The following is a 26,201-nucleotide window of genomic DNA, read 5'->3' as shown; positions in this document are numbered from 1 at the left end:
TCACATGGCAACTGTAGAAATGATAATGCCCAAAATGGGTGAGAGTATTATTGAGGGCACAATCTTGACATGGTTAAAAAAAGAAGGTGAAACCATCGAAGAAGACGAGTCAGTGCTGGAAGTCGCTACGGACAAGGTGGATACGGAAGTCCCTTCTTCTCATGTAGGCGTATTGAAAAAAATCCTTGCCAAAGAAGGTGATGTAGTTGCAGTGGGGGCTCCTATTGCCCTGATAGAAACAGAAGGTGCAGAAGAAGACGCTGCCACGACCGAACCGAAGAAAGAAGAAAAAACCGATACAAGTAACCAAAAGGAAGCATTATTGTCCGCAGCTCCAACACAAACTGCTTCTATTGTAAGCCCAGTAACAGAAAAAGCCAGTGAAGATAAACGCTTCTATTCGCCCTTGGTGCTCAGCATCGCCAAGGAAGAAGGAATTAATAAAGCAGAATTGGCGATAATTCCCGGCACTGGGAAAGACGGCAGGGTCACCAAAAACGACATGATCAACTATCTGAAATCCAGACCCACCGCTTCATCTGCATCTTTACCTAAATCAGCCCCTAGTATCGCCGCAGGTGACGAGATCATTGAAATGGACAGGATGCGTAAGATGATCGCTGAAAGAATGCTGGAATCCAAACGTATATCGCCGCACGTTACTTCATTCGTAGAAGCGGATGTTACGAATATTGTGCTTTGGAGAAACAGGATCAAGGAAGAATATAAAAAGAAAATGGGTGAACCTCTTACCTTTACCCCCTTCTTTGTAGAGGCAGTATCCAAAGCTATTCAGGATTTCCCCATGATCAATATATCTGTGGATGGTGATCGGATCATTAAGAAAAAGGACATAAACATCGGGGTGGCAGTAGCTCTCCCAAGTGGAAATCTCATCGTTCCTGTTATCAAAAAAGCCAATGAACTAAATCTCACTGGTCTTTCCAAAAAGATCAATGACCTGGCAGGAAGAGCTCGGATCAACAAGCTCACAGCAGATGAGCTTTCAGGTGGTACCTATACCATCTCTAATGTAGGCTCTTTTGGTAACCTGATGGGCACCCCTATCATCATGCAGCCGCAAGTAGCCATTTTGGCGATAGGTGCCATCACCAAAAAACCTGCTGTATTGGAGACGCCTACTGGAGATGTGATTGCCATCAGGCATAAGATGTTCTTGTCCCACTCCTATGACCACCGTGTAGTGGACGGTTCACTGGGTGGTATGTTCGTGAAAAGGGTAGCGGAATACCTTGAAGCATTTGACCTTAACACGAAGTTATAAAAAAGCAGCGGCTGCCCATCAGGACAGCCGCTCTTTCAGTATGCCGCTTTTTTTGACCTCATAGCCTTAGCGGCCCAGACATACAGTTACTTTCATGTTACCATTTTGGATTTTGCTCAAGGGCTCCTTCACTTTTAGCTATCTCATTAAGGGGTAAAGGCCACAAATAATGTTTCTCAGGATTAAATGTACGTCTTTCCGCACTTTGTAGGATAATGAGGTTATCTTCATTCGTCATCAAATCCTTCTCACCGTATTCCTCAAAAAAATAATTCCCCAAAACTTCTTTAGGCATTATTTCTTCGGCTGTTTTCCATCGTATCAGGTCCCAATAGCGAAAGCCTTCCTGGGCGAGTTCCACCCTTCGTTCTCTACGAATCTCTGCACGCATGTCCAAACCATTGGAGGTAACAAAGCCATTGCTCAGCTTTTCTATTCCTGCACGGTCACGTAACAAATTGATCGATTTGTCCAGATCATCATCAGAGATGGAACTATTCAACTCATATGTAGCTTCAGCATAGATCAACAATATCTCACCATACCTCATGATATTTCTATCCAATATTCCACTGTTAATATCCCAGTCTTCATAACTAAAATATTTCTTAAAGGTAAACCCTCCATGTTGCGAACTGCCGGTTTTATACTCAGGAGTAGCAGTTGTAAACCTGTCTCCTTTTTTGAAGACTGTCCCGTGAAGCCGTTTGTCCCTGTTCTTAAAATGATCTTCAGAGCTGTTTGGCTTTTCATACAAGGGCGATTTGTCAATCGGCAGGCCATCGTTCATTACATAACTTTCAACCAAGCTTATAGTAGGGCCTACCTCATGTTGTTCAATATTTCTGGCAAAAGTATGTGTAGAGACCCTATTGTCATAGCTAATACCATAAAGCCTTACCAACATATTTTCGGTATTACCCGGTCCTTCTCCCTCCGGACGTAACATTGTGGCATAATCCTGAAACAATTGATGTTGTCCGGATTCGATCACTTTCAGGGAAGCATCTCTAGCTATGGTCAAATGCTTTGACGCATCTCCATAATTATGGAATTTGGCTCTTGTTCCTTCAAATAGGGCAGCCCTGGCCTTTAGCCCCCAAGCCGTGGTGTTCCCCACCCGTCCATAATCGGCATCACTGATATCCTCAGGAGAAGGCAAGTGCTCGGCAGCGAAGTCCAAATCGGAATAGATCAGGTCAAAAACAACACTTCTATCCACCGCCGGTTCATATAACTCAGGGGAAGCATCATTCAAGGTTTTCGTGACCAATTGGATATTTCCGTACTTTTTCACGAGATCAAAATAGGCCCATGCCCTGAAAAAATAGGCTTCCGCCTGATACCTTTCTATCGCCTCGTCATCTAATACCCCCTCCAGTTCCGTGGATTTTTCAATCAATTTATTCGCTGCCCTGACCAATGAATAGGCATTGTTATAGTCGCTATCAGAACTTGGCGCAGACCGGGAACCATCTGAAATATTATTGGCACTTTGTCCATAAGAATTGTCAGACCAGTTTTCATCGTAGTTATGGCCAGGCAAAAACCTATAAAAGTAATTTGCCGCCAACTTGAGATCATTTTCTGTTTTCCAATAAGTGTCATCGGTTATACTCAACTCCGGAGACCGGTGGATTTCGCAACCCACAAGACCACTTATTATCAATATTGCTATTATATATAAATTATTTTTTTTCATCATCTGCTCCATTAAAAGTTTATGTTTAGCCCTATACTTGCTGTCCCGAAGTAGGGATAATCACTGATTCTACCATTTCTACTTTCAGGATCATATACCTTTTCGAGACCTTTCATATTGGTAAACGTCAATAAATCCTGTCCTGAGAAGAAAACCCTTACCCTATCCATGGACAGCTTTTCTGTCAATGCCTTGGGAAGTGTATACCCAATCTGTATGTTTTTCAAACGCACGTACTTTGCATCAAAAATCCATTTATCCGACGCTTGGTAGTTATGAGTAGCCTGATAATATGGCCGGGGGAATAACGCGTCCTGGTTTTCCGGTGTCCAGTAATCATTATGGATATCCATGGGCATGATCCAAGACCGCGTCAGTGGTGCCAAATTGGTATAGTTAGGTTGAAAATGTCGTCTACCCACACCTTGAAAAAAAGCGATGAAATCAAAGTTTTTATATTCAGCTCCTATATTCAGCCCAAAGGAAAATCTGGTAGCGTCAGTACCGATATAGTTCAGGTCACCATGGTCTTCCAGTGTTCCTTCCCCCTGGCTGATCTCACCGTCTCCGTTCAAGTCAACATACTTCACATCGCCAAGATCGATATTCTTATTGCTTCCGTCGAGTGAAACGGCATTGTTCAGTTCCTCTTCGGAGGAATAATACCCATTGGTCTTATATCCCCAAAACGTATTTAAAGGATGTCCTTCTAAGAGCCCAACCCTACCTTCGGAAACCGATGTGTTTCTTTCAAATTTCACCAGTTCATTCTGGGTATCTGACAGATTAAACCCAATATTCAAATTGAAATCACTACCAAAACTGTTTCGGTATGCAAGCTCCATTTCCCAACCCCACACTTTTAGTTCACCAATATTCTTATCAGGTGGGGAGACGCCCAATATTTCTGGTACAGGTACTGTCGTAGACATGTTTTTATTCCACTTTGTAAAATATTCCCCTGTGAAGGTCAACTTATTATCGAACATGCCGATGTCCAGCCCGAAGTTGGTAGTCTCTATATTTTCCCAAGTAATGGTACTAGAAGGAATTGCCGATTGATAATAATAGGGGTTATCGGTGGCTCCCAGCACTAACCCACTTCCTCTGTTAATCGTATTCGCCCAGGAAAAATTAGGGAAATTGCTTCCCAAAGCTCCCCCAAGACGACCCCATGAAGCCCTTAACTTCAAATCAGAAATCACATGGGACAAGCCTTCAAACCAACTTTCACGGTGTACATTCCAGGCAGCAGAGATAGCTCCGAAATCCTGCCCCTGATAACCCGGTGCTAATTTCGAGCTCTCGTCATATCGGTAGGTCCCCTCGATCACATATCGGCGGTCAAAGGTGTAGTTTACTTTTCCGAAGACAGACTGAAAGGCAAAAGCATTATAGCCCTGGCCATTATCCCTGTTTTCCTGTTCACTATGATTCAGTCCGGCAATATCATTATTAAATAAGTTGGAGGCAGATGCCCAGAAACCTTCGTACTGATAATCCTGAAATTCATAACCCGCCAAAGCCGTAATATTATGTTTATCGGAAATTTTCAATACGTAATCTGCTAGGTATTGGATATTGGCCCTTTTGCGGGTTTCAGCACGCTCATAATATGAGTTGGGGGAGTTGATATTCCCATTTTCGTAGTCCGTTCCATCCGCGTAAGTACTATACCTTTGTACAAATCTTCGAAAATTCACATCATTATCCACCCGGTACTGTCCGCCGACCACAGCCCTTAAAGTCAGTCCTTTTACCAAATCCTTGATGGTCAACGTCGCATTTGCATCCAGCCTGTTCTCCTTGCTATTCTGGAATCCTCCTTCCCTTAAGTCTGCTACCACCCTGTGCATGTAATTACCGCTCGGAGTATAGAGAGGATTTCGTAACCTTGCCCTTGTCAAATAATAGATGGTATTATAATTACCGCTTAAGTTATCCCCAGGGGCATTGGTAAACTTGTTAGTGTATGCAATGTTTCCAGTCAGGGAAACCTTTTCGTTTATTTTTGACCGGAGATTAAGCCGTGCATTATACCGCTTTGATTCATCATTGCCGATTTTCAGCATCCCTTCCTCATTGAGCAGACCACCGGACAGATAATAGTTCAGTTTTTCCGTACCACCACTTAAAGCTACGTTATAGGTCTGCGACGGAGCATACCGATACATTAAATCATCTTCATAAGGAGTTTGGTTATAAAACTCCATCAGGTGCTCCCTACCATCGGAATCGTTATAATCGTACGGTACATTGTTACGGATATTTTCCAGATCCCTTTCTGAATAAGGCGTACCGCCACCAGCATTTGTCCTTGCCAAATTCACAAATGTTGCCTCCTCCAAAAGTGTCATTCTTTTTGGCATATTGATCGGTCTCTTTAACGAATACAATACGGACGCGTCAATCTTCATCTTCCCGGAAGTCCCGGACTTGGTCGTAACTAGGATTACCCCCCCGGATGACTGGGATCCGTAAATTGCCGCTGCTGCTGCATCCTTTAGCACGGTAATATCCTCTACGTCATTCGGATTAATTCTCGTCAAGGCGTCAATACTGGTACTGATTCCGTCGATGACCACTAGTGGATCCACACTTCCATTGGCAGAGGTTACCCCTCTGATCTGAATATTGATACCTTCATTTCCCGGCTCCCCATTTGTCCGGGTAATGGTCAATCCTGGGGTAACCCCCTGTAAACCGGTCGCCAAATTGGTGATCGGCCTATTGGCAATTTTTTCCTTGCCGACAGTGGAAACAGCACCTGTCAAGTTCTCCCTTTTCTGGGTACCGTAACCCACCACGATCACCTCCTCCATCAGCTCTTCATCCTGTAATAAACTCACGGAAATATTTGTCTGGTTTTCAACCTTGATATTTTTTGACAAATAGCCCAGGTAACTGAATTTCAGCACATCCCCCTTACTTATATTATTTAAAACATAGTTTCCGTCAGGATCAGTAACGGTTCCTTTAGAACTGCCACTTACTAACACGGTAGCTCCCACAAGAGGTTCCCCAGTATCACTGTCCGTAACCTCTCCTGTAATCTTTAGACTTTGCCCAAATGATATTAACGGCAAAATCCCCATTAAAATGAGTAGTAAAAGTCTCGTCATAATCGAATTATTTTTTGGTTTATTTTTTAAGATAAGGAATCAAACTTATTCGAAACAATTTTTCTTTCATTAAATAGGAAATTAAGTAAAAATGAAAGTTTTTAGGTAATCACCACCACTAAAAATCACTTTTTATACCCCTTTATTTTATAAAAATTTAACAAAAACAAAGAATAATAATTTATTCATTACGGTTATTTGAGTTTTTTTTGTGGAAAAAAAATACTGGCTTTCGACTAAATTTCAAATATGATCAAAAACTGTCTATTAATAGAAATTTGAAGGTTTTATTCCAATCCCTAAAACGACCCCCATTCCCTAAAAGGGGGCTTTAGAAAGTCCTCTTTAGGGATTTTAGGGGTGAAAACAGTTGATTTTTTCAATTTGACGATTATTTTCTCGGACTCTAGTAAAAAAATCACTTTTTAGGAATGACTATAATCTGTAGTAAAACTTACGTTTACGAAAAAAAACATAAAGAAACATTGTAAATTTTTATTTCATTGTTCTTTCGGTAGAATTAAACCCATAATATACATTAGAAAATTTGCGCCACGTGTAACTGTAGTCCTAACCGCGTAAAAAATGGATGCTATACGCAACATCCGGACACACTGTATATGATGCAATAGGAAGCCCGGCAATCAACAATATATAATTACACATTCATCCCCGAACTTTCCTTTATTTTCATCACTACGTCCTGGATCTTTATGGGCTTGGTAAGGTAATCGTCCATTCCTGCTTCAAATGCCCTCTCGATGTCTTCCTTGAATACATTCGCAGAGAGTCCGATGATCCGCACAGACTTCCCTTCTTTCATTTTCTTGATTTCCCTAGAAGCCTCCAAACCGTCCATAACAGGCATCTGATAATCCATAAAAATCATATCGTACCGCTTCTGCCTGACGGCCTTTACAGCTTCCTCCCCTGTACTTACAGCATCTACCGAATAGCCCAACTGCTTCATCAATAGCTTCATAAACTTGAGATTGATATCATTGTCCTCGGCAAGTAATATCTCCTTGGGAAATTTGTCTGAAATATGGGAGAGCTTGTATTCTTCCCTCGCATACTTTTCATACTCATCTTGGCCAACGATTTCTTCACTGTCTGAGATCCTTGAAAAAATCGTGAAGGAAAATTCGGACCCCTTCCCCACTTCACTTTCTATCTGAAGGCTTCCCCCCATAAGCTCGATAAGCTTATTGGCAATAGCCAAGCCCAATCCACTGCCGCTTTTTTCTTCAGCAGTCCCCCTCCCCGCTTGAGTAAATGGATTGATAAGCTGATCGATTTTTGATTTTGGTATTCCTACACCTGTATCTTTCACATTAAAATAAAGCATGAAATTCTTGTCCAGAATAGGTTCGCCCGACACTTTAATACTCACATCACCACCCTTTGGTGTAAACTTCACGGCATTTCCGATGATATTGAATAGAATTTGACTGAGCTTTTCATTGTCCAGGATCAGCCATTGCGGAATTATCGGAGAAATATTCAGGTTCAGAGAAAGCTCCTTACCTACTACCATTCCAGAAAATATATTGATCACTTTATTTAGTTCCTCTCTAAACTTAGAGTTCGAAAGCTCCAACTCTAACTTGCCCTCTTCGATTTTTGAATAATCTAAAATATCCTTTATAATCACCAATAGGGATTCTCCCGAGTCCTTGATCACTTTAACGATGCTTTCCTGCTCTTCGTCCAATGTTGTATACTCTAACAGGCCAATCATACCTAACAAGCCATTCATCGGTGTCCTGATTTCATGGCTCATGCTGGCCAAAAATTCTGATTTCGCTCTATTGGCTCCTTCTGCGACTTCCATGGCTTCTTTCAAGCCCTTCTCCCATAACTTCTGTTCCGTCACATCACGACCTACAGATATCATTCTTTCATCGTCAAGTTTAAAAAATCTAATTTCCAAAAACTTTTTACCAGAAGGCAGGTCAAGCGTCATTTGCTCGGTCTGCACCTTACTGGTCTTTGAAGCCCTTATTAGGGCATTCTCCATTTTTTCACCATACGGCGGCGGAATAATATCTTTAATATGTCTTCCAAGTGATAACTCAGGAGCTCCAATAAGCATATCTGTCTCCTGAACATAATAATCGAGGTAAACGCCCTGATTATCATAGATAAAAATAATGTCGGGCAAGCTGTTCAATACCGATCGCAGTCTATTTTCACTTTTGATAAGTTCTCTCTCTGCTAGGTATTTTTCTGTTATATCTGTACAAATCCCTACACTACTAAGGAACTGCCCCTCTTGGTCATAAAATAGTCGCTCAAAATTCTTAGCTCTGATGATGGTACCGTCCTTCTTAACGAAACTCACCTCAAAACTCAAATAATCATTCCTTGAATCGATGGCTTTTCTCGCCTTTTCCTGAAGCTTTTCCAGATCTCGATCGACGATCTGGCTCTTATTGTTCTCCAAAAACTCTTCTACGGTAAAGCCCAATACACTAGTGACATTTTCGCTGACATTATTGACTTTACCTGAAGCATCATGATAATATACAAAGCCATTTGTCTCTTGCAAAAGCATGGTTTGCTGTTCAAAGAGCCTATTAATTTCCAGCGACTTCTTTTCGAGTTCTACGTGTTTGTCATCTATACTTATCCCATGTTTGATCAATAGGTATATCACCAGTATCAGTAAGGCAAAGAGCCCCGCAAAAAGGAGAAAATAAGTATTATACAGGCGAGAAATAATGATTTTCTGGTCTTGGGCAAACACTATCGCAAACTTACCTTCAAGCGGAAATAAACTAAACGGGTACTGGGCAACGATAGTCTTCAGTCGTTCCTTTTCTCCATCCTCTGCGATCCTAATGATATCCCCTTCATAAACACCTCTCAATCCCCCCAGATATTCATTTTGCATTTCCCCCCATAGGTTTGGCGAGAGGGATAGTCCAGAAGAACGGTCTTTTTCACCTAATGGATAAGCATTTTCGCCATAGAGATAAAATTTATATCCCCCCTCACCCAAATAGTGATTAGAAGTGTAATGATCCAGAAACCCATCCAAATTAACCGCTGCAATAACCATGATGGGATCTAGGTCGGACTTGACTTTAATAAACCTTCTGGGATCACTGAAGGTCCGGTCCTCTTCAATCTGAACTTTTTCGAAGTAGTTATTATCCCTAAGGTAATATGCCCAAGTTTTATCATCTACTTTCACAAACAGGGTATCAACCAAGTCCCCATACGAGTTCAATAATTGACGTGTTCGGGAAGATCGCACTTTTTCTTTATTGGAAACATCATAAAAGCCTTCCAAACTAGCTGTGTAATAGGTCAGATCCTCGTAAAGAGTATTAAACCTTCGCTGCACTTCATTGGAAGCTATTTCTACTTGCTTTCCCAAAAACTGCCGACTACTGCCCAACAAATTCTTTGACAGGGTGTTATAAAAAAGATACCCTAATGAGAAAATTAGAATAATCGATGCAACTGACATTAATGTCAATACATGAAATCGTTTAAAATTATCCTTACTCCTCATGAATCTTTAATTTGTCAGCTTTTCACTTCCAACACATACCAGTTTAGTAAATTCATTTGCCTACAATAAATGGAATATTTCTGTTTCGCATAATCACCCTCCATTTTGTAGATATTATCTTTCTCCAGTAAAAATTTCGCCACCATCTTCCTTACCTCCTTGCTCTTGGATTTAAACAAGTTGTAATCTTCTTTGCGGAAATTATCTGAATTGATTGTCTGAACATATGTATGATTTCTTAAAGGAGGCAAGTTTAGTACTTCGATGGCATCATTGGTTCCGGCTACGATATTACCGGCTCCATCTATAATTAACAGTTTCTTGTTATTTTTTTTTAAAAACCGCTGAATAATATCATTTATCGTAATATCAAAGCCCACTACTCCCTCCAACTCTCCCTGGTGATAGACGGGGTGAATCAAGGAAAGTATCCATCCTCGTCCCGCTGGATCCACATAAATATCCTCTACCCATTTACTCCTTCTCTCGGGATTTCGCACCTCATCTGCCATATAATAGAAATTAAAGGTCGTAAGGTCTGCGTCTTTATCAAACATCTGTAATGCATCAAGCGATGGGTAAATTCTGCACAGCTGAAGTCGGGTATTAAGGTAAACCTGCGCTACCAATGGTGAGTCCGCATAAACCGTCCTAAAGGCCGAATCCAATGCTTCCGTGAAATAAATCTGATGAAATACCTCTTCCTTACTCTGGAAGATAGATGAAACATACACGCTACTTTCGGATTTATCAGCTGTTTCTCTATAAATTGTACCTGCGTCGGAGATTTTATACTCGTCGCTAGAAGCCATCGCAGCATACCTGTCCTGATGGACAAAGAGATACTCTGTCATAGAGGACAATTCTTTGATCTGCGCCTCCAATGGACTAAGATCCGACTCCATCACCTTAATGATAGAATCCAGCTCCGTAAATTCAGCAGGATATACCGACCCTACCTCATCCCTACAGCCATTGGAAAAGAGTAATATCAGGCCAACAAAAACAAAATAAGCATATTTCATCTACGAATATGTAAATACACGGTAAATTTAAATATTTTCGGTCTGATTCCTAAGAGATTGGTGCATCTCTTCAAATCTTTTATTGATTTCATCCAAAAAAACCTCTTCAAAAAAGACTTCCAAATCTTTTTCTTCAAGTACATCCAACTCGCTGACCTTATAGGTCTGCTCTATCATTCCCTGTTCATATTTGATCAGGTATTTACCGTTCCAGGAAAAAACAGAGATCCGGATGTCCTTTTTTGTAAATTCCTTCAGCACTCTCATGGCTTGACTACTTCCGAGCTATAGGTAATATCAGCACTCAGGGAAGCTGAAACTGAGCAATATTTATCCACTGACAATTTCACCACTTTCGCAAACTCATCCGCTGTGGCATCAGGCGAAGTAAGGATAAACTTCATATGAATGGATTTATAAAAGGCAGGAATTCCATCGTTTCTATCCCCCTCTGTCTCTACCTTAAAATCTTCCACTGTTTTTCTCTTCTTTTTCATCATCAAGACAGCATCCACTGATGCACAGCTGGCCACTGCTGACAAAACCAAATCCATTGGTGACTGATGTTGCTTTTTCTCAGGATCATACATATCTATCTTAACCTTGTTGCCTTGCGGATTTACTGCTTCATACTCGTAGTCCGCCTTCATCGTAACCGTCACATTTCTCTTAGCCATTTTTTAATCGATTGTTTATAATATGATTCTTTTTACAATTCCTTAACTTATTCTTTTACATATTTCTTCTGTACTGTCCTCCTACTTCATAGAGTGCATGCGTAATTTGTCCCAGCGAACAATGCTTTGCAGCTTCCATAAGCTGTGAAAACACGTTTTCATTATCAACAGCAGCCTGCTTTAAATCATTCAACAGTCCAGTAGATCGTGTTTTATATTTCTTATGCAAATTTTCGAGCTCTTTGATCTGAATTTCTTTTTCTTCTTTGCTTGCACGGATCACCTCTCCTGGCGTTACCGTAGGAGATCCAGCTGAAGAAAGAAAGGTATTCACTCCTATTATTGGATACACACCAGCGTGCTTTAAGGTCTCATAGTGAAGGCTTTCTTGTTGGATTTTTCCTCTCTGGTACATGGTCTCCATGGCTCCCAGTACACCACCACGCTCGGTAATCCGCTCAAATTCTGTGTAAACAGCTTCCTCCACCAAATCGGTAAGCTCTTCAATAATAAACGCCCCCTGAAGGGGATTCTCATTCTTGGACAGCCCTAACTCTTTATTTATAATCAATTGTATGGCCATCGCCCTCCTCACAGAGGCCTCAGTAGGAGTCGTGATGGCTTCATCGTAAGCATTGGTATGCAGTGAATTACAATTATCATAAATGGCATAAAGGGCCTGAAGGGTCGTCCGGATATCATTAAAGTCAATTTCCTGGGCATGCAAAGACCTGCCGGACGTCTGGATATGATACTTCAGCATCTGGGAGCGCTCGTTGGCGCCATACTTTAGCTTCATGGCTTTTGCCCAAATTCTGCGTGCAACCCTTCCGATCACTGCATACTCCGGGTCAATCCCATTGGAAAAGAAAAAGGACAAATTAGGTGCAAACGCATTTACATCCATCCCCCTGGACACATAATACTCGACATAGGTAAATCCGTTGGAAAGGGTCAGCGCCAGCTGGGTGATGGGATTGGCACCTGCCTCAGCGATGTGATAGCCGGAGATAGAAACAGAATAAAAATTCCGAACTCCCTTTTCAATAAAATACTGCTGCACATCTCCCATCAAACGTAACGAAAATTCCGTAGAAAAAATGCACGTGTTTTGCGCCTGGTCTTCTTTCAAAATGTCCGCTTGTACGGTCCCCCTGACTTTTGTCAGCGTAGCTGCTTTTATGGCCCCGTAAACTTCTGCCGGCAACACTTGGTCCCCGGTCACCCCCAAAAGCAACAGCCCTAGGCCATCGTGTCCTTCGGGAATATCACTTTGGTAGGTAGGTCGCTCCACGCCTCTTTCACTATATATTGCATCTATTTGGGCATTCACTTTCTCCAACAGCCCATTTTCATGGATGTACCGCTCACATTGCTGATCAATCGCCGTATTCATAAAAAAAGCCGTCATCGTCGCCGCTGGACCATTAATGGTCATGGACACTGATGTCCGTGGATCTGCCAGATCAAAACCGGAATATAGCTTTTTCATATCATCCAGGCAGCATATATTCACTCCGGAATTTCCTATTTTCCCGTAGATATCCGGCCGGTCACCAGGGTCCTCGCCGTAAAGGGTCACCGAATCAAATGCCGTCGACAGCCTTTTTGCAGGCATACCCTTTGAGACGTAATGAAAGCGTTTATTGGTGCGCTCAGGTCCACCTTCACCGGCAAACATCCGCGTGGGGTCTTCTCCTTCCCGCTTAAAAGGGAACACCCCGGCCGTAAAGGGAAACTTGCCGGGTACATTTTCCTTAAATTTCCATTGGAGCAAGTCTCCCCAAGCTTCATACTTGGGAAGGGCCACTTTTGGAATCCTGGTTCCTGAAAGAGAGTTGGAATAGGTCTTTATGTGTATCGCTTTTCCCCGCACCGAGAATGTAAATTGATCCTTTTGGTAACTTTCCACTTGATCGGCCCAAGCTTCAAGCCACTGCTGATTTACAGGGTCCAGTTTTGTGGAAATGGCAGCATAAGTGGTTTCCAACCCTTCCACTAATACGGAATCAGCTCCCTCTTCCTCCAGCGTTTGCAGGGCCTTTTTTATACCATATAGTCGATTGGCTACTTCCTTTTGTTCCACCACCCACTTTTCGAAGCGTTGGTTTTCTTCTACTATTTCGGACAGGTACCTCGTCCTGGAAGGCGGAATAATAAATATCTTTTCTGACTCCTCCGTTGACAGGGTCGCTGACGGGGTGAATTCATTGGAACCAACTGTAGCAAGCCTGTTTATCAGCTCACGATAGAGCTTATTCATGCCCGGATCGTTAAACTGCGACGCAATGGTCCCTATTACCGGTAGTTCATCGTCCTTCGCATCCCATAATCCGTGATTCCGAACAAACTGCTTTTTCACATCCCGCAGTGCATCATGCGCACCTCTTTTGTCAAACTTGTTTAAAGCGATCAAATCAGCAAAGTCCAGCATGTCAATCTTTTCCAACTGGGAGGCCGCTCCATATTCTGGTGTCATCACATACAAGGAAAGATCCGCATGATCGGCCACTTCGGTATCGGATTGGCCGATGCCTGAAGTTTCCAAAATCACAAGATCGTACCCGGCCATCTTTACGATGTCCACCGCATCTTTTACATGTTTAGATAGGGACAAATTCGCCTGACGTGTAGCCAGTGAACGCATATAAATCCTGGGATCATTGATCGCATTCATTCTAATCCGGTCCCCTAGCAGTGCCCCTCCTGTCTTCCGTTTGGAGGGATCTACTGAAATGATTGCCAAATGCTTATCCTCAAAATCCGCAAGAAACCTTCTGGCCAACTCATCCACTAAGGATGATTTTCCGGCACCTCCTGTACCCGTTATTCCCAATACTGGAACGGACTTGCCCTTGCCTGCAACACCTTGCTTTTCAAGCATCGAATGGTAGATATCAGAAAAATTCTCGGCCGCCGATATCCAGCGGGCGATTACTTGTGGACTGTTTATATCCGGCAAGGTCTCTTCATTTAATTCATCACCTAAAGGGAAATCCGATTGCTCCACGAGGTCGTTGATCATTCCTTGAAGCCCCATGGATCGTCCATCATCCGGAGAATAAATCCTAGAGATACCATACTCTTGGAGTTCGCTGATTTCCGCTGGAAGTATGGTCCCTCCGCCCCCGCCAAAAATCTTGATGTGCCCCGCTCCCTTTTCTTGGAGAAGGTCGTACATGTATTTGAAAAATTCAGTGTGTCCTCCCTGATAGGACGTTATCGCTATCGCCTGGACATCTTCTTGGATAGCACATGAAACGATTTCCTGGACGGATCGATTATGTCCCAAATGGATCACCTCGCAGCCAGCCGACTGAATAATCCTTCTCATAATGTTAATCGCTGCATCATGACCATCAAAAAGAGAGGCTGCAGTAACTATCCTGACATGGCACTTGGGTTTGTAAGCTTTTACCTTTTGGGTCATAAAAGTAATCCGAAATTTTTTCTACGATGTCTAGTGATTGATTACAGATGTAAAATAAAACTTCAACAGGGAAAGTTTTCATATTTTACCATATGCGAATATAGTGATTTTACCCAACTTATTTTAGAGCAGATTAACTATCCGCACACGCCATTTCAGAACAAATACCAATTACCAAATTAAAGTAAATTCCAATATATAAATGGTTTTAAACACATTGATCATTTTCATCAAGAGCCTAATTGATGGATACTCATTAAAAAGGAGCTAACACCATCTTTTGACATGATAAAGATCAAAAAAATAAACATATTATTATATTAATCTTGGGTAAAGGAAAAGTCAATTAGTAACTTTAATAGAAATCTATTTTTAGCAAAATTCCAACGTATATGAATATTTCGTTTTCCATTGCAGAAGAAGCGGTAAAAGTAATCAAAAGTAATGACCGGGTATTTGTCCATGGAAGTGCCGCTACCCCGTCCACTCTTCTCAACGCACTGGCCCAACGCCACCATGAGCTAAAGAACGTGGAAATTGTTTCCATTACCACTTTAGGGGAAATGCCACTGACCGAAGAGCCCTACCAAAAGAGCTTTTATATTAATTCGCTTTTTGTGTCGGCCAATGTCCGGGATGCGGTCAATTCCAGCCATGGCGGTTACGTTCCGATTTTTCTAAGCGAGATAGGAATACTATTCAGACGGAATATCCTTCCCATTGACGTGGCCATTGTCAATGTATCCCCTCCTGATATTCATGGATATTGTACGCTGGGCACATCTGTGGATGTAGCCAAGCCCGCCGTGGAAACCGCTAAAGTGGTCATCGCCCAGATCAATCCACATATGCCCCGAACTCATGGCGATGGAATGATCCATCTGAGCAAATTTGATCATGTAGTGGAATCCAATGATCCCCTACCTGAAGTGGATTACTCAAGTAAAATCGGAGAAAACGAACTAAAAATAGGTCATCATATTGCCGAGCTCATTGAAGATGGCTCTACCCTTCAGATGGGAATAGGAGCCATTCCTGATGCTGTTTTAGATACACTGCACCACCACAAAGACCTTGGGGTACACACCGAGATGTTTTCCAATGGCATCATGGGACTGATGGATAGTGGTGCCCTCACCAATAAATACAAGGCAAAGCATCCCGGAAAAGTCGTCACATCCTTTGCCGTAGGCAATAAGGCACTATATGACCGTATCAATGACAACCCCATCCTGTCTTTTCATGAAACTGCCTATGTCAATGACACAGCAGTGATCAGAAGGAACCCAAAGGTGATTTCCATCAATTCCTGTCTCGAGATGGATTTGACCGGTCAGGTGTGTGCGGACTCGATCGGTACCTATCATTATTCGGGAGTAGGCGGCCAAATGGATTTTATGCGCGGAGCAGCTCTTTCTGAAGGTGGAAAACCCATCATGGCTCTTTCTTCCACCACCAAAAAAGGCACCTCCAAAATCGTTCCGTTCCTTCGCCAAGGCGCTGGAGTAGTCACTACCAGGGCGCACATGCACTATGTGGTAACTGAGCATGGCGTGGCGTACCTCTATGGAAAAAACCTTCGCCAAAGAGCCGTAGCCCTAATGAATATCGCTGCACCGGAACACCGTGAGGAAATCGAAAAATCTATCATTGAACGGTTTGGGTCGGAAAACCATCCCACTTCGTGATCAGCCCTTCTTAAACTTCTTCTTCAGCAATTGGGCATTGATCGCTACCACTATAGTGCTCAGGCTCATCAAAACAGCTCCCAAAGCCGGGCTGATCATCAGCTTGGGAATAAAACCTGTGGCCAGCGGGAGTGCGATGGCATTATAAGCTGTGGCCCAAAACAAGTTCTGGACCATCTTCTGATACGTGGCCTTGCCAAAGACTATCAAAGAGGAAAGGTCTGTCGGATCACTGTTTACCAAAACAATATCAGCTGTCTCAGCTGCCACATCTGTTCCCGAACCGATGGCTACACCAATGTCTGCCTGAGCCAGGGCTGGTGCATCATTCACACCATCCCCGGTCATCACGACGACCTCCCCTTCATTTTGAGCTGACTGGACGATACTTTGTTTGTCCTCTGGCAGGACCTCGGCATGATAGCCATCCAGCCCCAACTCATCACTTACCGCTTTTGCAGCTGCTTCATTATCACCTGTGGCCATAATGACCTTGATCCCCTCTTTCTGAAGGGCCGAAACGGCTTTTTGGGAAGAATCACGCACTTTATCTGCCAATTTTAAGTAACCGGCCACGCTATCATCTACCAACAAAAACACCAAGGTTTCCACGCCCTCCTCTTTGATTTCAGAGGGAACTTCCAGCTCGTGATTTTTTAGATATCCAGGACTGACGATCATTATCTGTCGGCCGTCCACAGAGGCCTTGACTCCTTCACCGGTAATATTTTCATAATCTTTGGCCTCCGGGAAATCAAGTTCTTTTTCCTTCACCTTTTTCATGATACCAGTGGCGATGGGATGCTCCGACCTATGCTCCACCGCCGCCGTTAGCTTGAGGACATCCTCATCAGTAAAATCTTCCAAGAAGCTCTTATAGGTCTTCACCCCAAAATCCCCCGCAGTCAATGTACCTGTCTTATCAAAGATCACCATGGTCACATTTCTCGATCGCTCAAAAGCTGTCCTGTTACGGATCAACAAGCCATTTTTGGCAGCTAACGAAGTGGAAATAGCCGTCACTAACGGTATCGCCAATCCCAAGGCATGTGGACAGGCAATGATCATTACCGTCACCATCCTCTCCAGGGCAAAATCGAATTCCTTATCCAACATCAACCAAACGACCAACGTCATCACTCCTGCAGCCAAAGAAATATAAAACAGCCAACCTGCAGCCTTATCTGCCAAATTTTGGGTTTTTGATTTGGTATCCTGAGCGGATTTCACCATATCAATTACCCGGGAAAGATAGGCTTCTTCCCCAATATTTCTCACTTCCAGCTGCAAGGATCCCTGCTCATTGATCGCTCCTCCTACCACCTCATCATCTTTTCCTTTCTTAACAGGCTTGGATTCTCCTGTCAGCATGGCCTCATTTACATAGCTGCTTCCATCAAAGACCACTCCATCCGCTGGAATTTTCTCCCCAGGCTTGATCAGGACACGGTCACCTTTCTTTAAATCAGCAATCTTCACCTCTTCTGTTTCGCCATCCTCTTTAAGTTTGTGGGCAGTAGAAGGCATGAGCTTGGCCAATTCGTCCAATGCACCCGAGGCATTCATCACAGACTTCATCTCGATCCAGTGCCCCAAAAGCATCAAATCGATAAGGGTGGCAAGTTCCCAGAAAAAGCCTTTGCCCTCCAATCCAAACACCACCGCTGAGCTATACCCATAGGCTACCGTAATGGCCAGGGCAATTAATGTCATCATGGCGGGTTTTCCATGTTGGATCTCTTCCTTCAGTCCTTTCAGGAATGGCCATCCTCCATAAAAATATATCGCAGTAGCCAATCCAAAAAGCACGTAATTATCTCCAGGGAAAGTAAATTCAAATCCAACCCACCCTTGTATCATCTTCGAAAGAAGCAGCACAGGCAAGGTTAAAATCATGGATAGCCAAAACCTCCTTTTAAAATCCTGTAGCATGTGCCCATGATGCCCACCATGATCACCATGACCTTCCTCTGTATGATTATTGTGATGTTGATGTTCCATTGTCAGTTGATTTTAACCCGAAATTAATACCGTATAGACAAGAGCAGACAGTGACAAAGCTGCCATCTCGCCGCGGCGAGGGAATCTCTCTCATACAACATACATTGATTGAAAAGATCCTTTCCCCATCTGTCGGGATCAGGATAACCTGCCCCGCATAACTATCGGGGACATACGTTAACTAAACGGCATTGAAACCAGTCTTAAGGAAAAATCGGGTGAGCTTAAAGCTCACCCATAACTTTGTCCACGCGACCACAAGTCAGCATTTTATCCCCATAGTATGGGTTTCTGATCGCTTCCTGATCTGATAACCAATATCCTCCTTTACCTTCAAAGGCCATGGGGCAATATTGCTTATAGACTGCTCCAGATGACACCTGGGAAGCTACCAACTGTTCTACTGAAGCACTTAAGGCTACAAAAGCGTCCCGCTGAACGGCAATATCCGAAGCATCTTCTATCTTTTTGGCGGCTTCCTGTCCCTTAAATCCATCTACCGCCAATAACATCTTGGCGCCTTCGCTGGCGGTCTCCGCATCTCCTTCCACCAGAGCATTTTTTATGGCAAGGTAGTGATGAAAGACCTTGTCACTTTCCTCATTCTTAAACGCTAATGCCTCTCCATTTTCAGCGGGTGAAACCATTTCTTCTGCCGCTTCCATGGCATGATCATGCTGATGGGTTTCTTCTTGCTTTTTTGAATTGCAGCTGGCTACCAAAAGTACAGCCAGTACTAATGTCGATACTGATAATTTCATTTTTTTCATCGTTATTGTTTTTAATTGTTGTACTTAATGTTGATGACCGGAATTCCGGCCGTTTTGTTGATGAGTATTTTGCTGTTGATATTCACCTTTTATTTCACCACATGAAAGCATATCAGAGCCAAAATAAGGATTTTTTATCTCCTTAAACTCACTGAGCCAATATGCCCCTTGGTCATTTTTAGCCATAGGACAATAATCCTTATAAAGCCCTATCCCCTGGGTCCCAAAAGCATCTAGCAGCGTAATCATTTCATTGGAAAGTATCACCATTAGTGCTCGCTGCTTCTCTAGGTCTGCAGTTTGGTTCATCGCTAAAGCAGTCTTTTCCAAGGCTTTTCTACTTTCTTCCCATTGCTCTGAGGCGTCTTCTTTGAGCCCATCTTCCATTCCAAGGGTCAAGAATCGATGCAGGTCACCTGCGGCGGGCTGTCCAGATTCATCATTGACCAATTGGTTTTTAACGTTCAAATAAGCTACTATTATTTCTTCAAGAACACTTCCAAAGCGATCGGAAACCTGAAAATGTTGTTTTTCAGGATGGGCCATCATACTGTATTTACCGCTCAATTGTGCCGCCCCGTCCACTGCAAAAACACCATTGGTGACAATCCGGTCACCCAAGGAAAGTCCAGTCATGATTTGTTGCCTATCACCTACTGCTGGTCCTAGTTCCACCTGGACCATCTCAAAAGCCGGCTTCTCGTCACTTCCGACTTGCCGATAGACGACAGATCGCTTTCCCGTCCACAGGATCGATGACTTCGGTACAAGAACCCCAGTAGCTTCCCCTTGATCCACTTCAACAGTCGCCGTGACAAACATTCCAGGTTTGAGCTTCCCTGCCGCATTGCGCACTTCTGCCCTTACCTTTGCACTTCTGCTGTCCTGGGAAATAACCGGATCGATAAAGGTTACCTTGGCGGTGAATTCTTCACTCGGCAAAGCATTTACGGTAAATCTGATTTCGTCTCCGGTATCGATCTGGCTTACATTGTGCTCATAGGCATCGAGCATGACCCACACTTTGTTCAAGTTGGTGATTTCAAAAAGCACTTGCCCTCGGCTCACGTAATCACCGGACGCCACTTTCCTTTCGGTCACCACACCAGAGGTCGTCGCGTAAATATCAAAATGCGGCTGATAATTTTCTTCTTTTTCCATTTTGGTGATCTGGGCATCCGTCAATTGCCACTGCTTCAATTTTTGCTTGGCGGCTTCATAGAGTCTTGGACTGATTTCCTTTGACTTTTTGGCTTCTACCAGCTCTCGATGGGCTGCGATCAAAGCCGGTGAATAAATACGGGCCAATCGCTGACCTTGCTTCACTTCCTGTCCTGTAAAGGCCACAAATAAATCATCTACTCTGCCATCAAAATTCGCGGAAACGGCCTTTACATTCCTTTCATCCGCTTCTATTGCCCCACTGAGCGACAATCCATTTCCAGCCGTTCCCCCTGCCTTCACGGCAGAAGTCGCTATATTGGCCAAGGCCACCGCTTCAGGTGTCATGGTCATCACATAGGGATTGGTATTATTGTTGTCCGATAGGTTGGAAAGTGGCACCAAATCCATCCCACAAATGGGACAACTTCCAGGCTCTTCTTGCTTGATCTGCGGGTGCATGGAACAGGTGTAAACCGATTCACCGCTATGGTCATGCTCAATGGATTCCCCAGCCTCAGGCTCATTTGATGACAATGCCCAACCAATAATCCCGCCTGCCACAAAGGCACCAAGGACAATAAATATAAGTTGTTTTCTTATTCTCATAAATTTCATAGTGATATTCCTTTGGCCATTAATGATTCTAATTTTGCAAAAGCCTGGAGCTTCTTAAACGTCTCTTCGGCCGTCTTCATTTCAAAATCCAGCAGTTGTCGCTGTACAGTGAGCAGCTCCTCAAAACTCCCCTCGGCACTACTATAATCGGCAATCATCAAATCCAGCGTTTTTCGAAGCAACACCACTTGTTCTTCATATAGCTTTACATTTCTCTTTGCTTCCCGGATCAGGCGATATTGTTCTTCCCAAGAAGATTTTAGCGCATTGGTTAAATCCTCCTTTGCCAATACTGAAGCTTCCCGGTAATATGCTGACTCGCGCTGTGCACTTTTATATTTCCTACGAAAAATCGGTACCGAAACCGAAACCATCGGCATGATCATATTATGGCCCATTCCTCCGGGAGTATATCCCATAGGGCTGTCTATTGCTCCTGCAGGCTGACGAGGACTGTTTATCATGTAATTTAGTCCCACTCCAAAGCTTGGGAGACCCTTTAATCGAGCAGCTTCCCCTTTTTTCCGATAAGCCTGTCCTTCCCATTCCAGTTTCTTCACCTGGGGGTTTGCGGTCAAAATACTGTCCAGCACCACTTCCTTGCCCAGCAACAATTCCTCACCCCAAAAAGAAGCGTCCATATTGACAGGTTCATTCTCAGGCCTGTTTAGTAATAGGTTAAACTTCACCTGGGCGACAGCAAGTGCGTCCTCCAATGCCGCAATGCGCGCTTCCAGTACTTTTGTCTCACTTTGGATCCGAAGCACATCGGTCATTTTCCCTGCTTTGCCAGGAATACCTCCCTTAAACTTGTTCAGGGACAATTCCTCCATACGCTGCAGTAGTTGGAGGTTTTTATTGGCGATCATCACATGATGGTGAAGTAAATAGAGTTGATAATAGTCCGTCTTGACTTCATAAAACAAAGCGTATTTTTCTGTTTCAAATTCCTGGAAATTGGCTTTTGCCATTAAACTGGCCTCGTCCTTCCCAGCTTGGAGCGTGCCAAACCACGGAAACCGCTGCATTAATGTAGTATTGAACCTTTGATTACCCATCAGTGTAGCCATGTCCTGCAGATAAACCCCAAAACTCAATTCAGGATCCGGCAAACTCCCCACTTGGGGAATTCGCTCCAAACTGGCCGTATAACGACTATACGCCGCCTGTAGCCCTGGATGGTTTTCCGCTGCTATCTTTAAATAGTCCGCTAAATTTTGGCCATTGGCCAGTGATGATAAACACATCATGGCTGACACCAATATCATAACAGGTAATTTCCTGCAGGTGTCAATATTGAAATCTTTTATCTTTACCCTTTTCATATGATTTATTTTACCGGATTATCATGTTGAATAGTGCTATTTTGCACCAATTTTCTCTCTTCCCACCAGCTGTATAAAACAGGGACAATAAACAGTGAAACCAAGGCCACTACCATACCACCAAAGGAAGGAATGGCCATCGGAATCATAATGTCCGAACCTCTCCCGCTGGATGTCAACACCGGCAAGAGTGCTAGCAGCGTGGTAGCGGAAGTCATCAGACAAGGCCTTATCCTTCTCATCCCTGCTTCTTTCACCGCATGCCTAACTTCCTGGACCGTTTCGGTACGGTTGGCAGCAAATCGCTGCTTCAGGTAAGTGGCCATCACCACGCCATCATCCGTAGCAATCCCAAACAAGGCAATAAACCCTACCCAAACCGCTACACTCATGTTATAGGTTTTCATTTGGAAAAGTGATCGCATGGAACTGCCCAGCACCTCAAAATCCATAAACCACGGCTGCCCATATAGCCAAAGCATGATAAAAGCCCCGGCAAAAGCCATGGATATGGCTGAAAATATGAACAGCGTAACCGGCACCGACCTAAACTGGAAGTAAAGGATCAGAAAGATCACCATCAGACACAGTGGAATCACAATGGACAGCCTCTTCTCCGCCCTGACCTGATTTTCATAGGATCCTGAAAACTGATAGCTCACTCCACCAGGCACCTTCAGTTCTCCGCTATCAATCTTTCCCTGAAGGTAATCTTGGGCATTCTCTACCACAGTAACTTCTGCTACATTCGGTTGCTTATCCAGCAATACATACCCTACCAAAAATGAATCTTCACTACGAATCATCATTGGACCTTGTCTGTATTGGATTTCTGCCATTTCCTTCAAGGGAACCTGAACGCCCGAAGAACCACTTAACAGCAAATTTTCTATCGCTTCCGGGCTTTGTCTGAAATCCCGGGCATACCTGGCCCGGATGGCAAAGCGCTCCCTTCCTTCCACAGTGGTCGTCAACTTCACGCCTCCCAGTGCTGCCGATATGGTTTCCTGCACATCCTTCACCTGCAAACCATAACGTGCAATGGCCCGCCTGTCCAAATCAATTTCCAAGTAGGGCTTTCCCAAAGAGCGGTCAGCAAAGACAGCTGCCGGCTTTACACCGGGCACTTCTTTGAGGTACTTCTCAAGCTGGATACTAAAATCAGCAATGGTCTCTAAATCCGGCCCATACACTTTTAAGCCTATAGGTGCCCGCATTCCGGTCTGAAGCATCAGCAAACGGGTTTCGATGGGCTGTAACTTAGGTGCCGAAGTTACGCCCGGTAACTTGGCCGCTTTGGTAATCTCGTTCCAGATATCATCAGGACTTTTGATATGGTTTCTCCATTGCCTGTAATATTCTCCATGATCATCAGGGATCAATTGCCCCTCCTCATCCTTCAAAAACTCACCTTTCTCATTCACAGCAAACCTACGTTTTCGGCCATTTTCATCTACCTTAAATTCAGGTTTGTAGAGAATCACATTCTCAAACATGGACATGGGGGCTGGATCCAGCGGTGTCTCTGCCCGGCCGGCCTTTCCCACCACAGAGGAAACTTCCGGAATGCTGGTCACCAGCATGTCCAGTTGCTGCAGAATCTTTTTATTGGCTTCCACACCGGAATGGGGCATGGATGTCGGCATGAGCAGAAACGACCCCTCATCTAGCGCAGGCATAAATTCTTCGCCCATACCAGGGAAGGTATGCACCATACTGCTGTAAACAGCAGTGGTTCGGATATTCCACCCCACCCGGTCAAATCCATCAGCCGCCCAACCAAATAATCCTGCAAAGCCAATCCAACTATTGAGCCCCACAAAAACCATCAATGCAGGTATCATCAGGAATTTGCCCTTATTGGCCAGGCACCAGTTCAGAATATGCTCATAATACCGAATAAAAAGTCCAAATATCCCGAGGATAATCCCCACGATAAGCAGCACAAACAGAAAATTCGTAAAGCGGGCCACACTCGCTCCCAATGGAGCCCAAGCAGTAGCGAGCAACCATGACACGGCGAGCACGGCAATCGCTATCAATACCGGTGTATGGTATTTTTTATAGGAATTGGACTTATAAAAGAACAAGAGGTTATTGATTCCAATGCCCATTAAGACCATTCCTGCCAACGGCAACCAGAAAAAGCCCAAAGCACCCAACAGCACCAAGGCCATATTGCCCCATTTTTTCCAGAAATGACCTTTTCCCTGAATGCCGAATATCCAATGGGCAAATGCCGGCATAACCAACAGCGTAAACAACAAGGCTGATAATAAGGCGAAGGTTTTGGTATATGCCAGCGGCCCAAAAAGCTTTCCTTCGGCTGCTTGCAAGGTGAACACAGGTAAAAAGCTGACGATCGTGGTGGCCACTGCTGTCAATATGGCCGTGGCCACTTCCTTGGTTGCATTGTAAACAGTGCTCATCAGGGATTGATCTCCAGGTGCCTCATCCATGTGCCGAAGGATATTTTCATTGAGGATGATCCCTAGGTCCACCATGGTACCTATGGCAATGGCAATTCCCGAAAGGGCGACAATATTGGCATCTACCCCAGCATATTTCATAAAAATAAAACAGGTGAGCACCGCCAAGGGCAAAATGGCTGAAATCAACAGCGAAGCCCGTAAATTATACACCATCACCATGACCACCACTATGGTCATCAAAATCTGTAGGAAGATGGCATCATTAAGCGTGGCCAGTGTTTCCAAGATAAGGTTAGATCTATCGTAAAAGGGCACGATGGTCACTTTCGAAATACTACCGTCTTCTAATTTTTTCTCAGGCAATCCTGCACTAATGGCCTCAATCTTAGCTTTGACATTTTTAATGACTTCCATCGGATTATCACCATACCTGGCGACAACGACTCCTCCCACTGCCTCCGCCCCACTCTTGTCCAAGATTCCCTTCATCGCGCGATCCGCGGGACCGATGGTTACCTTTGCTATATCTTTGATGCGTAATGGCACATTGTCGGCAGCTTTTACCACCGTCTCCTCTATCTCCTGGATATTTTCCACAAAGCCAAGTGCACGCACGTAATATTCTACTTTGTTGATCTCCAAGGTATTGGCTCCAATTGATTGATTGGTCGATTGCAGTGCCTCCCGCACATCCATCATGGATACACCATTGACCTTCATGGCTTCAGGATCCAAATCGACTTGATATTCCTTTTCCATGCCGCCTACAGATGCCACCTCGGCCACTCCTTCCACGCCGGCCAAGCCGTAGCGCACATAGTAATCTTGGATAGACCTCAGTTCATGCAGGTCCCATCCTCCAGCTGGTTTGCCTTCTTGATCCCGGCCCTCCAGTGTGTACCAATACACCTGTCCCAACGCCGTAGCGTCAGGACCAAGCTTTGGTTGAACACCAGCCGGCAACAAATTGGAAGCTAATGAATTCAATTTTTCCAATATCCTGGAGCGGCTCCAGTAATATTCGATATCATCATCAAAGATGATGTAGATACTGGACAACCCAAACATAGAAGTAGACCGGATGGACTTCACTCCTGGCAAACCAAGTAACGAAGTCGTCAATGGATAAGTGACCTGATCCTCGATATCTTGTGGTGATTGCCCCATCCACTCGGTAAATACGATTTGTTGGTTTTCCCCTAGATCCGGTATTGCATCCACTGGGACGGGATCACTGGGAAGAAAAGGTGTATTCCACTGGAATGGCACTACTACCAATCCCCAAGCCACCAAAACGACTAGCAAGAGCACAGTAACCAGCTTATTTTCCAGGAAGAATTTAATAACAGCATTGAGCATAACTTAAAACTTAAATGCTAAAAGATGATTATAATAAAACAGGAAGGAATATCACGGAACAGGCAATGGGCAGGCATTGCATT

The 26,201-nt window shown here is 44.0% G+C and carries 14 protein-coding genes; 2 read left to right on the top strand and 12 right to left on the bottom strand.

From position 1 onward, the window contains the following. Positions 1-4 precede the first annotated feature (4 nt). The gene (locus FKX85_RS11665; RefSeq protein WP_141614898.1) at positions 5-1,285 is read left to right on the top strand and encodes a dihydrolipoamide acetyltransferase family protein; all 1,281 of its coding nucleotides are present in this window, start codon (positions 5-7) and stop codon (positions 1,283-1,285) included. Positions 1,286-1,382: 97 nt separating this feature from the next. On the opposite strand, the gene FKX85_RS11660 is transcribed toward FKX85_RS11665, so the two are convergent. The 7 genes from FKX85_RS11660 to FKX85_RS11630 all read right to left on the bottom strand — a co-directional run bounded on the left by FKX85_RS11660 (position 1,383) and on the right by FKX85_RS11630 (position 14,764). Then, positions 1,383-2,990 (bottom strand): RagB/SusD family nutrient uptake outer membrane protein, encoded by a 1,608-nt coding sequence (locus FKX85_RS11660; protein WP_317130625.1) that lies wholly within the window; start codon positions 2,988-2,990, stop codon positions 1,383-1,385. A gap of 8 nt (positions 2,991-2,998) precedes the next feature. Next, a complete protein-coding gene (locus tag FKX85_RS11655) occupies positions 2,999-6,109 on the bottom strand; it encodes a SusC/RagA family TonB-linked outer membrane protein (protein WP_141614897.1) in 3,111 nt (1,036 codons plus the stop codon). 658 nt (positions 6,110-6,767) lie between these two features. Next, entirely contained in the window at positions 6,768-9,494 is a 2,727-nt protein-coding gene (locus FKX85_RS11650; RefSeq protein WP_229239599.1) for a PAS domain-containing hybrid sensor histidine kinase/response regulator, read from the bottom strand. Positions 9,495-9,646: 152 nt separating this feature from the next. Further along, positions 9,647-10,657, bottom strand: coding sequence for a cache domain-containing protein (locus FKX85_RS11645; RefSeq protein ID WP_141614895.1), 1,011 nt, complete (start codon positions 10,655-10,657; stop codon positions 9,647-9,649). A 27-nt stretch (positions 10,658-10,684) separates the two neighbouring features. Further along, positions 10,685-10,924, bottom strand: a complete 240-nt coding sequence (locus FKX85_RS11640; protein ID WP_141614894.1) for a hypothetical protein — start codon at positions 10,922-10,924, stop codon at positions 10,685-10,687. Then, positions 10,921-11,334 (bottom strand): OsmC family protein, encoded by a 414-nt coding sequence (locus tag FKX85_RS11635; protein ID WP_141614893.1) that lies wholly within the window; start codon positions 11,332-11,334, stop codon positions 10,921-10,923. The genes FKX85_RS11640 and FKX85_RS11635 overlap by 4 nt, the downstream gene beginning before the upstream one ends. Positions 11,335-11,389: 55 nt before the next feature. Continuing rightward, entirely contained in the window at positions 11,390-14,764 is a 3,375-nt protein-coding gene (locus FKX85_RS11630; RefSeq protein ID WP_141614892.1) for a methylmalonyl-CoA mutase family protein, read from the bottom strand. 392 nt (positions 14,765-15,156) lie between these two features. Between FKX85_RS11630 and FKX85_RS11625 the strand changes: the two genes are divergently transcribed. Then, positions 15,157-16,452 carry an acetyl-CoA hydrolase/transferase family protein gene (locus tag FKX85_RS11625; protein WP_141614891.1) on the top strand — a complete coding sequence of 432 codons (1,296 nt, stop codon included), beginning with the start codon at positions 15,157-15,159 and terminating at the stop codon, positions 16,450-16,452. On the opposite strand, the gene FKX85_RS11620 is transcribed toward FKX85_RS11625, so the two are convergent. From FKX85_RS11620 to FKX85_RS11600, 5 genes are all read right to left on the bottom strand, one after another. Further along, complete coding sequence (locus tag FKX85_RS11620) at positions 16,453-18,453, bottom strand: copper-translocating P-type ATPase (RefSeq protein WP_141614890.1); 2,001 nt, start codon at positions 18,451-18,453, stop codon at positions 16,453-16,455. It abuts the gene before it with no gap. A gap of 224 nt (positions 18,454-18,677) precedes the next feature. Continuing rightward, positions 18,678-19,214, bottom strand: coding sequence for a DUF3347 domain-containing protein (locus FKX85_RS11615; protein ID WP_168196254.1), 537 nt, complete (start codon positions 19,212-19,214; stop codon positions 18,678-18,680). Between the two features lie 33 nt (positions 19,215-19,247). Beyond that, positions 19,248-20,993 (bottom strand): efflux RND transporter periplasmic adaptor subunit, encoded by a 1,746-nt coding sequence (locus FKX85_RS11610; protein ID WP_168196253.1) that lies wholly within the window; start codon positions 20,991-20,993, stop codon positions 19,248-19,250. Positions 20,994-20,998: 5 nt separating this feature from the next. Then, complete coding sequence (locus FKX85_RS11605; RefSeq protein ID WP_141614887.1) at positions 20,999-22,327, bottom strand: TolC family protein; 1,329 nt, start codon at positions 22,325-22,327, stop codon at positions 20,999-21,001. A 5-nt stretch (positions 22,328-22,332) separates the two neighbouring features. Continuing rightward, positions 22,333-26,118, bottom strand: a complete 3,786-nt coding sequence (locus tag FKX85_RS11600; RefSeq protein WP_141614886.1) for an efflux RND transporter permease subunit — start codon at positions 26,116-26,118, stop codon at positions 22,333-22,335. Positions 26,119-26,201: the final 83 nt, after the last annotated feature.

Origin of the sequence: Echinicola soli, from assembly GCF_006575665.1 — a bacterium.
GTDB lineage: Bacteria > Bacteroidota > Bacteroidia > Cytophagales > Cyclobacteriaceae > Echinicola > Echinicola soli.
This window is presented reverse-complemented; position numbering and strand designations above follow the sequence as displayed.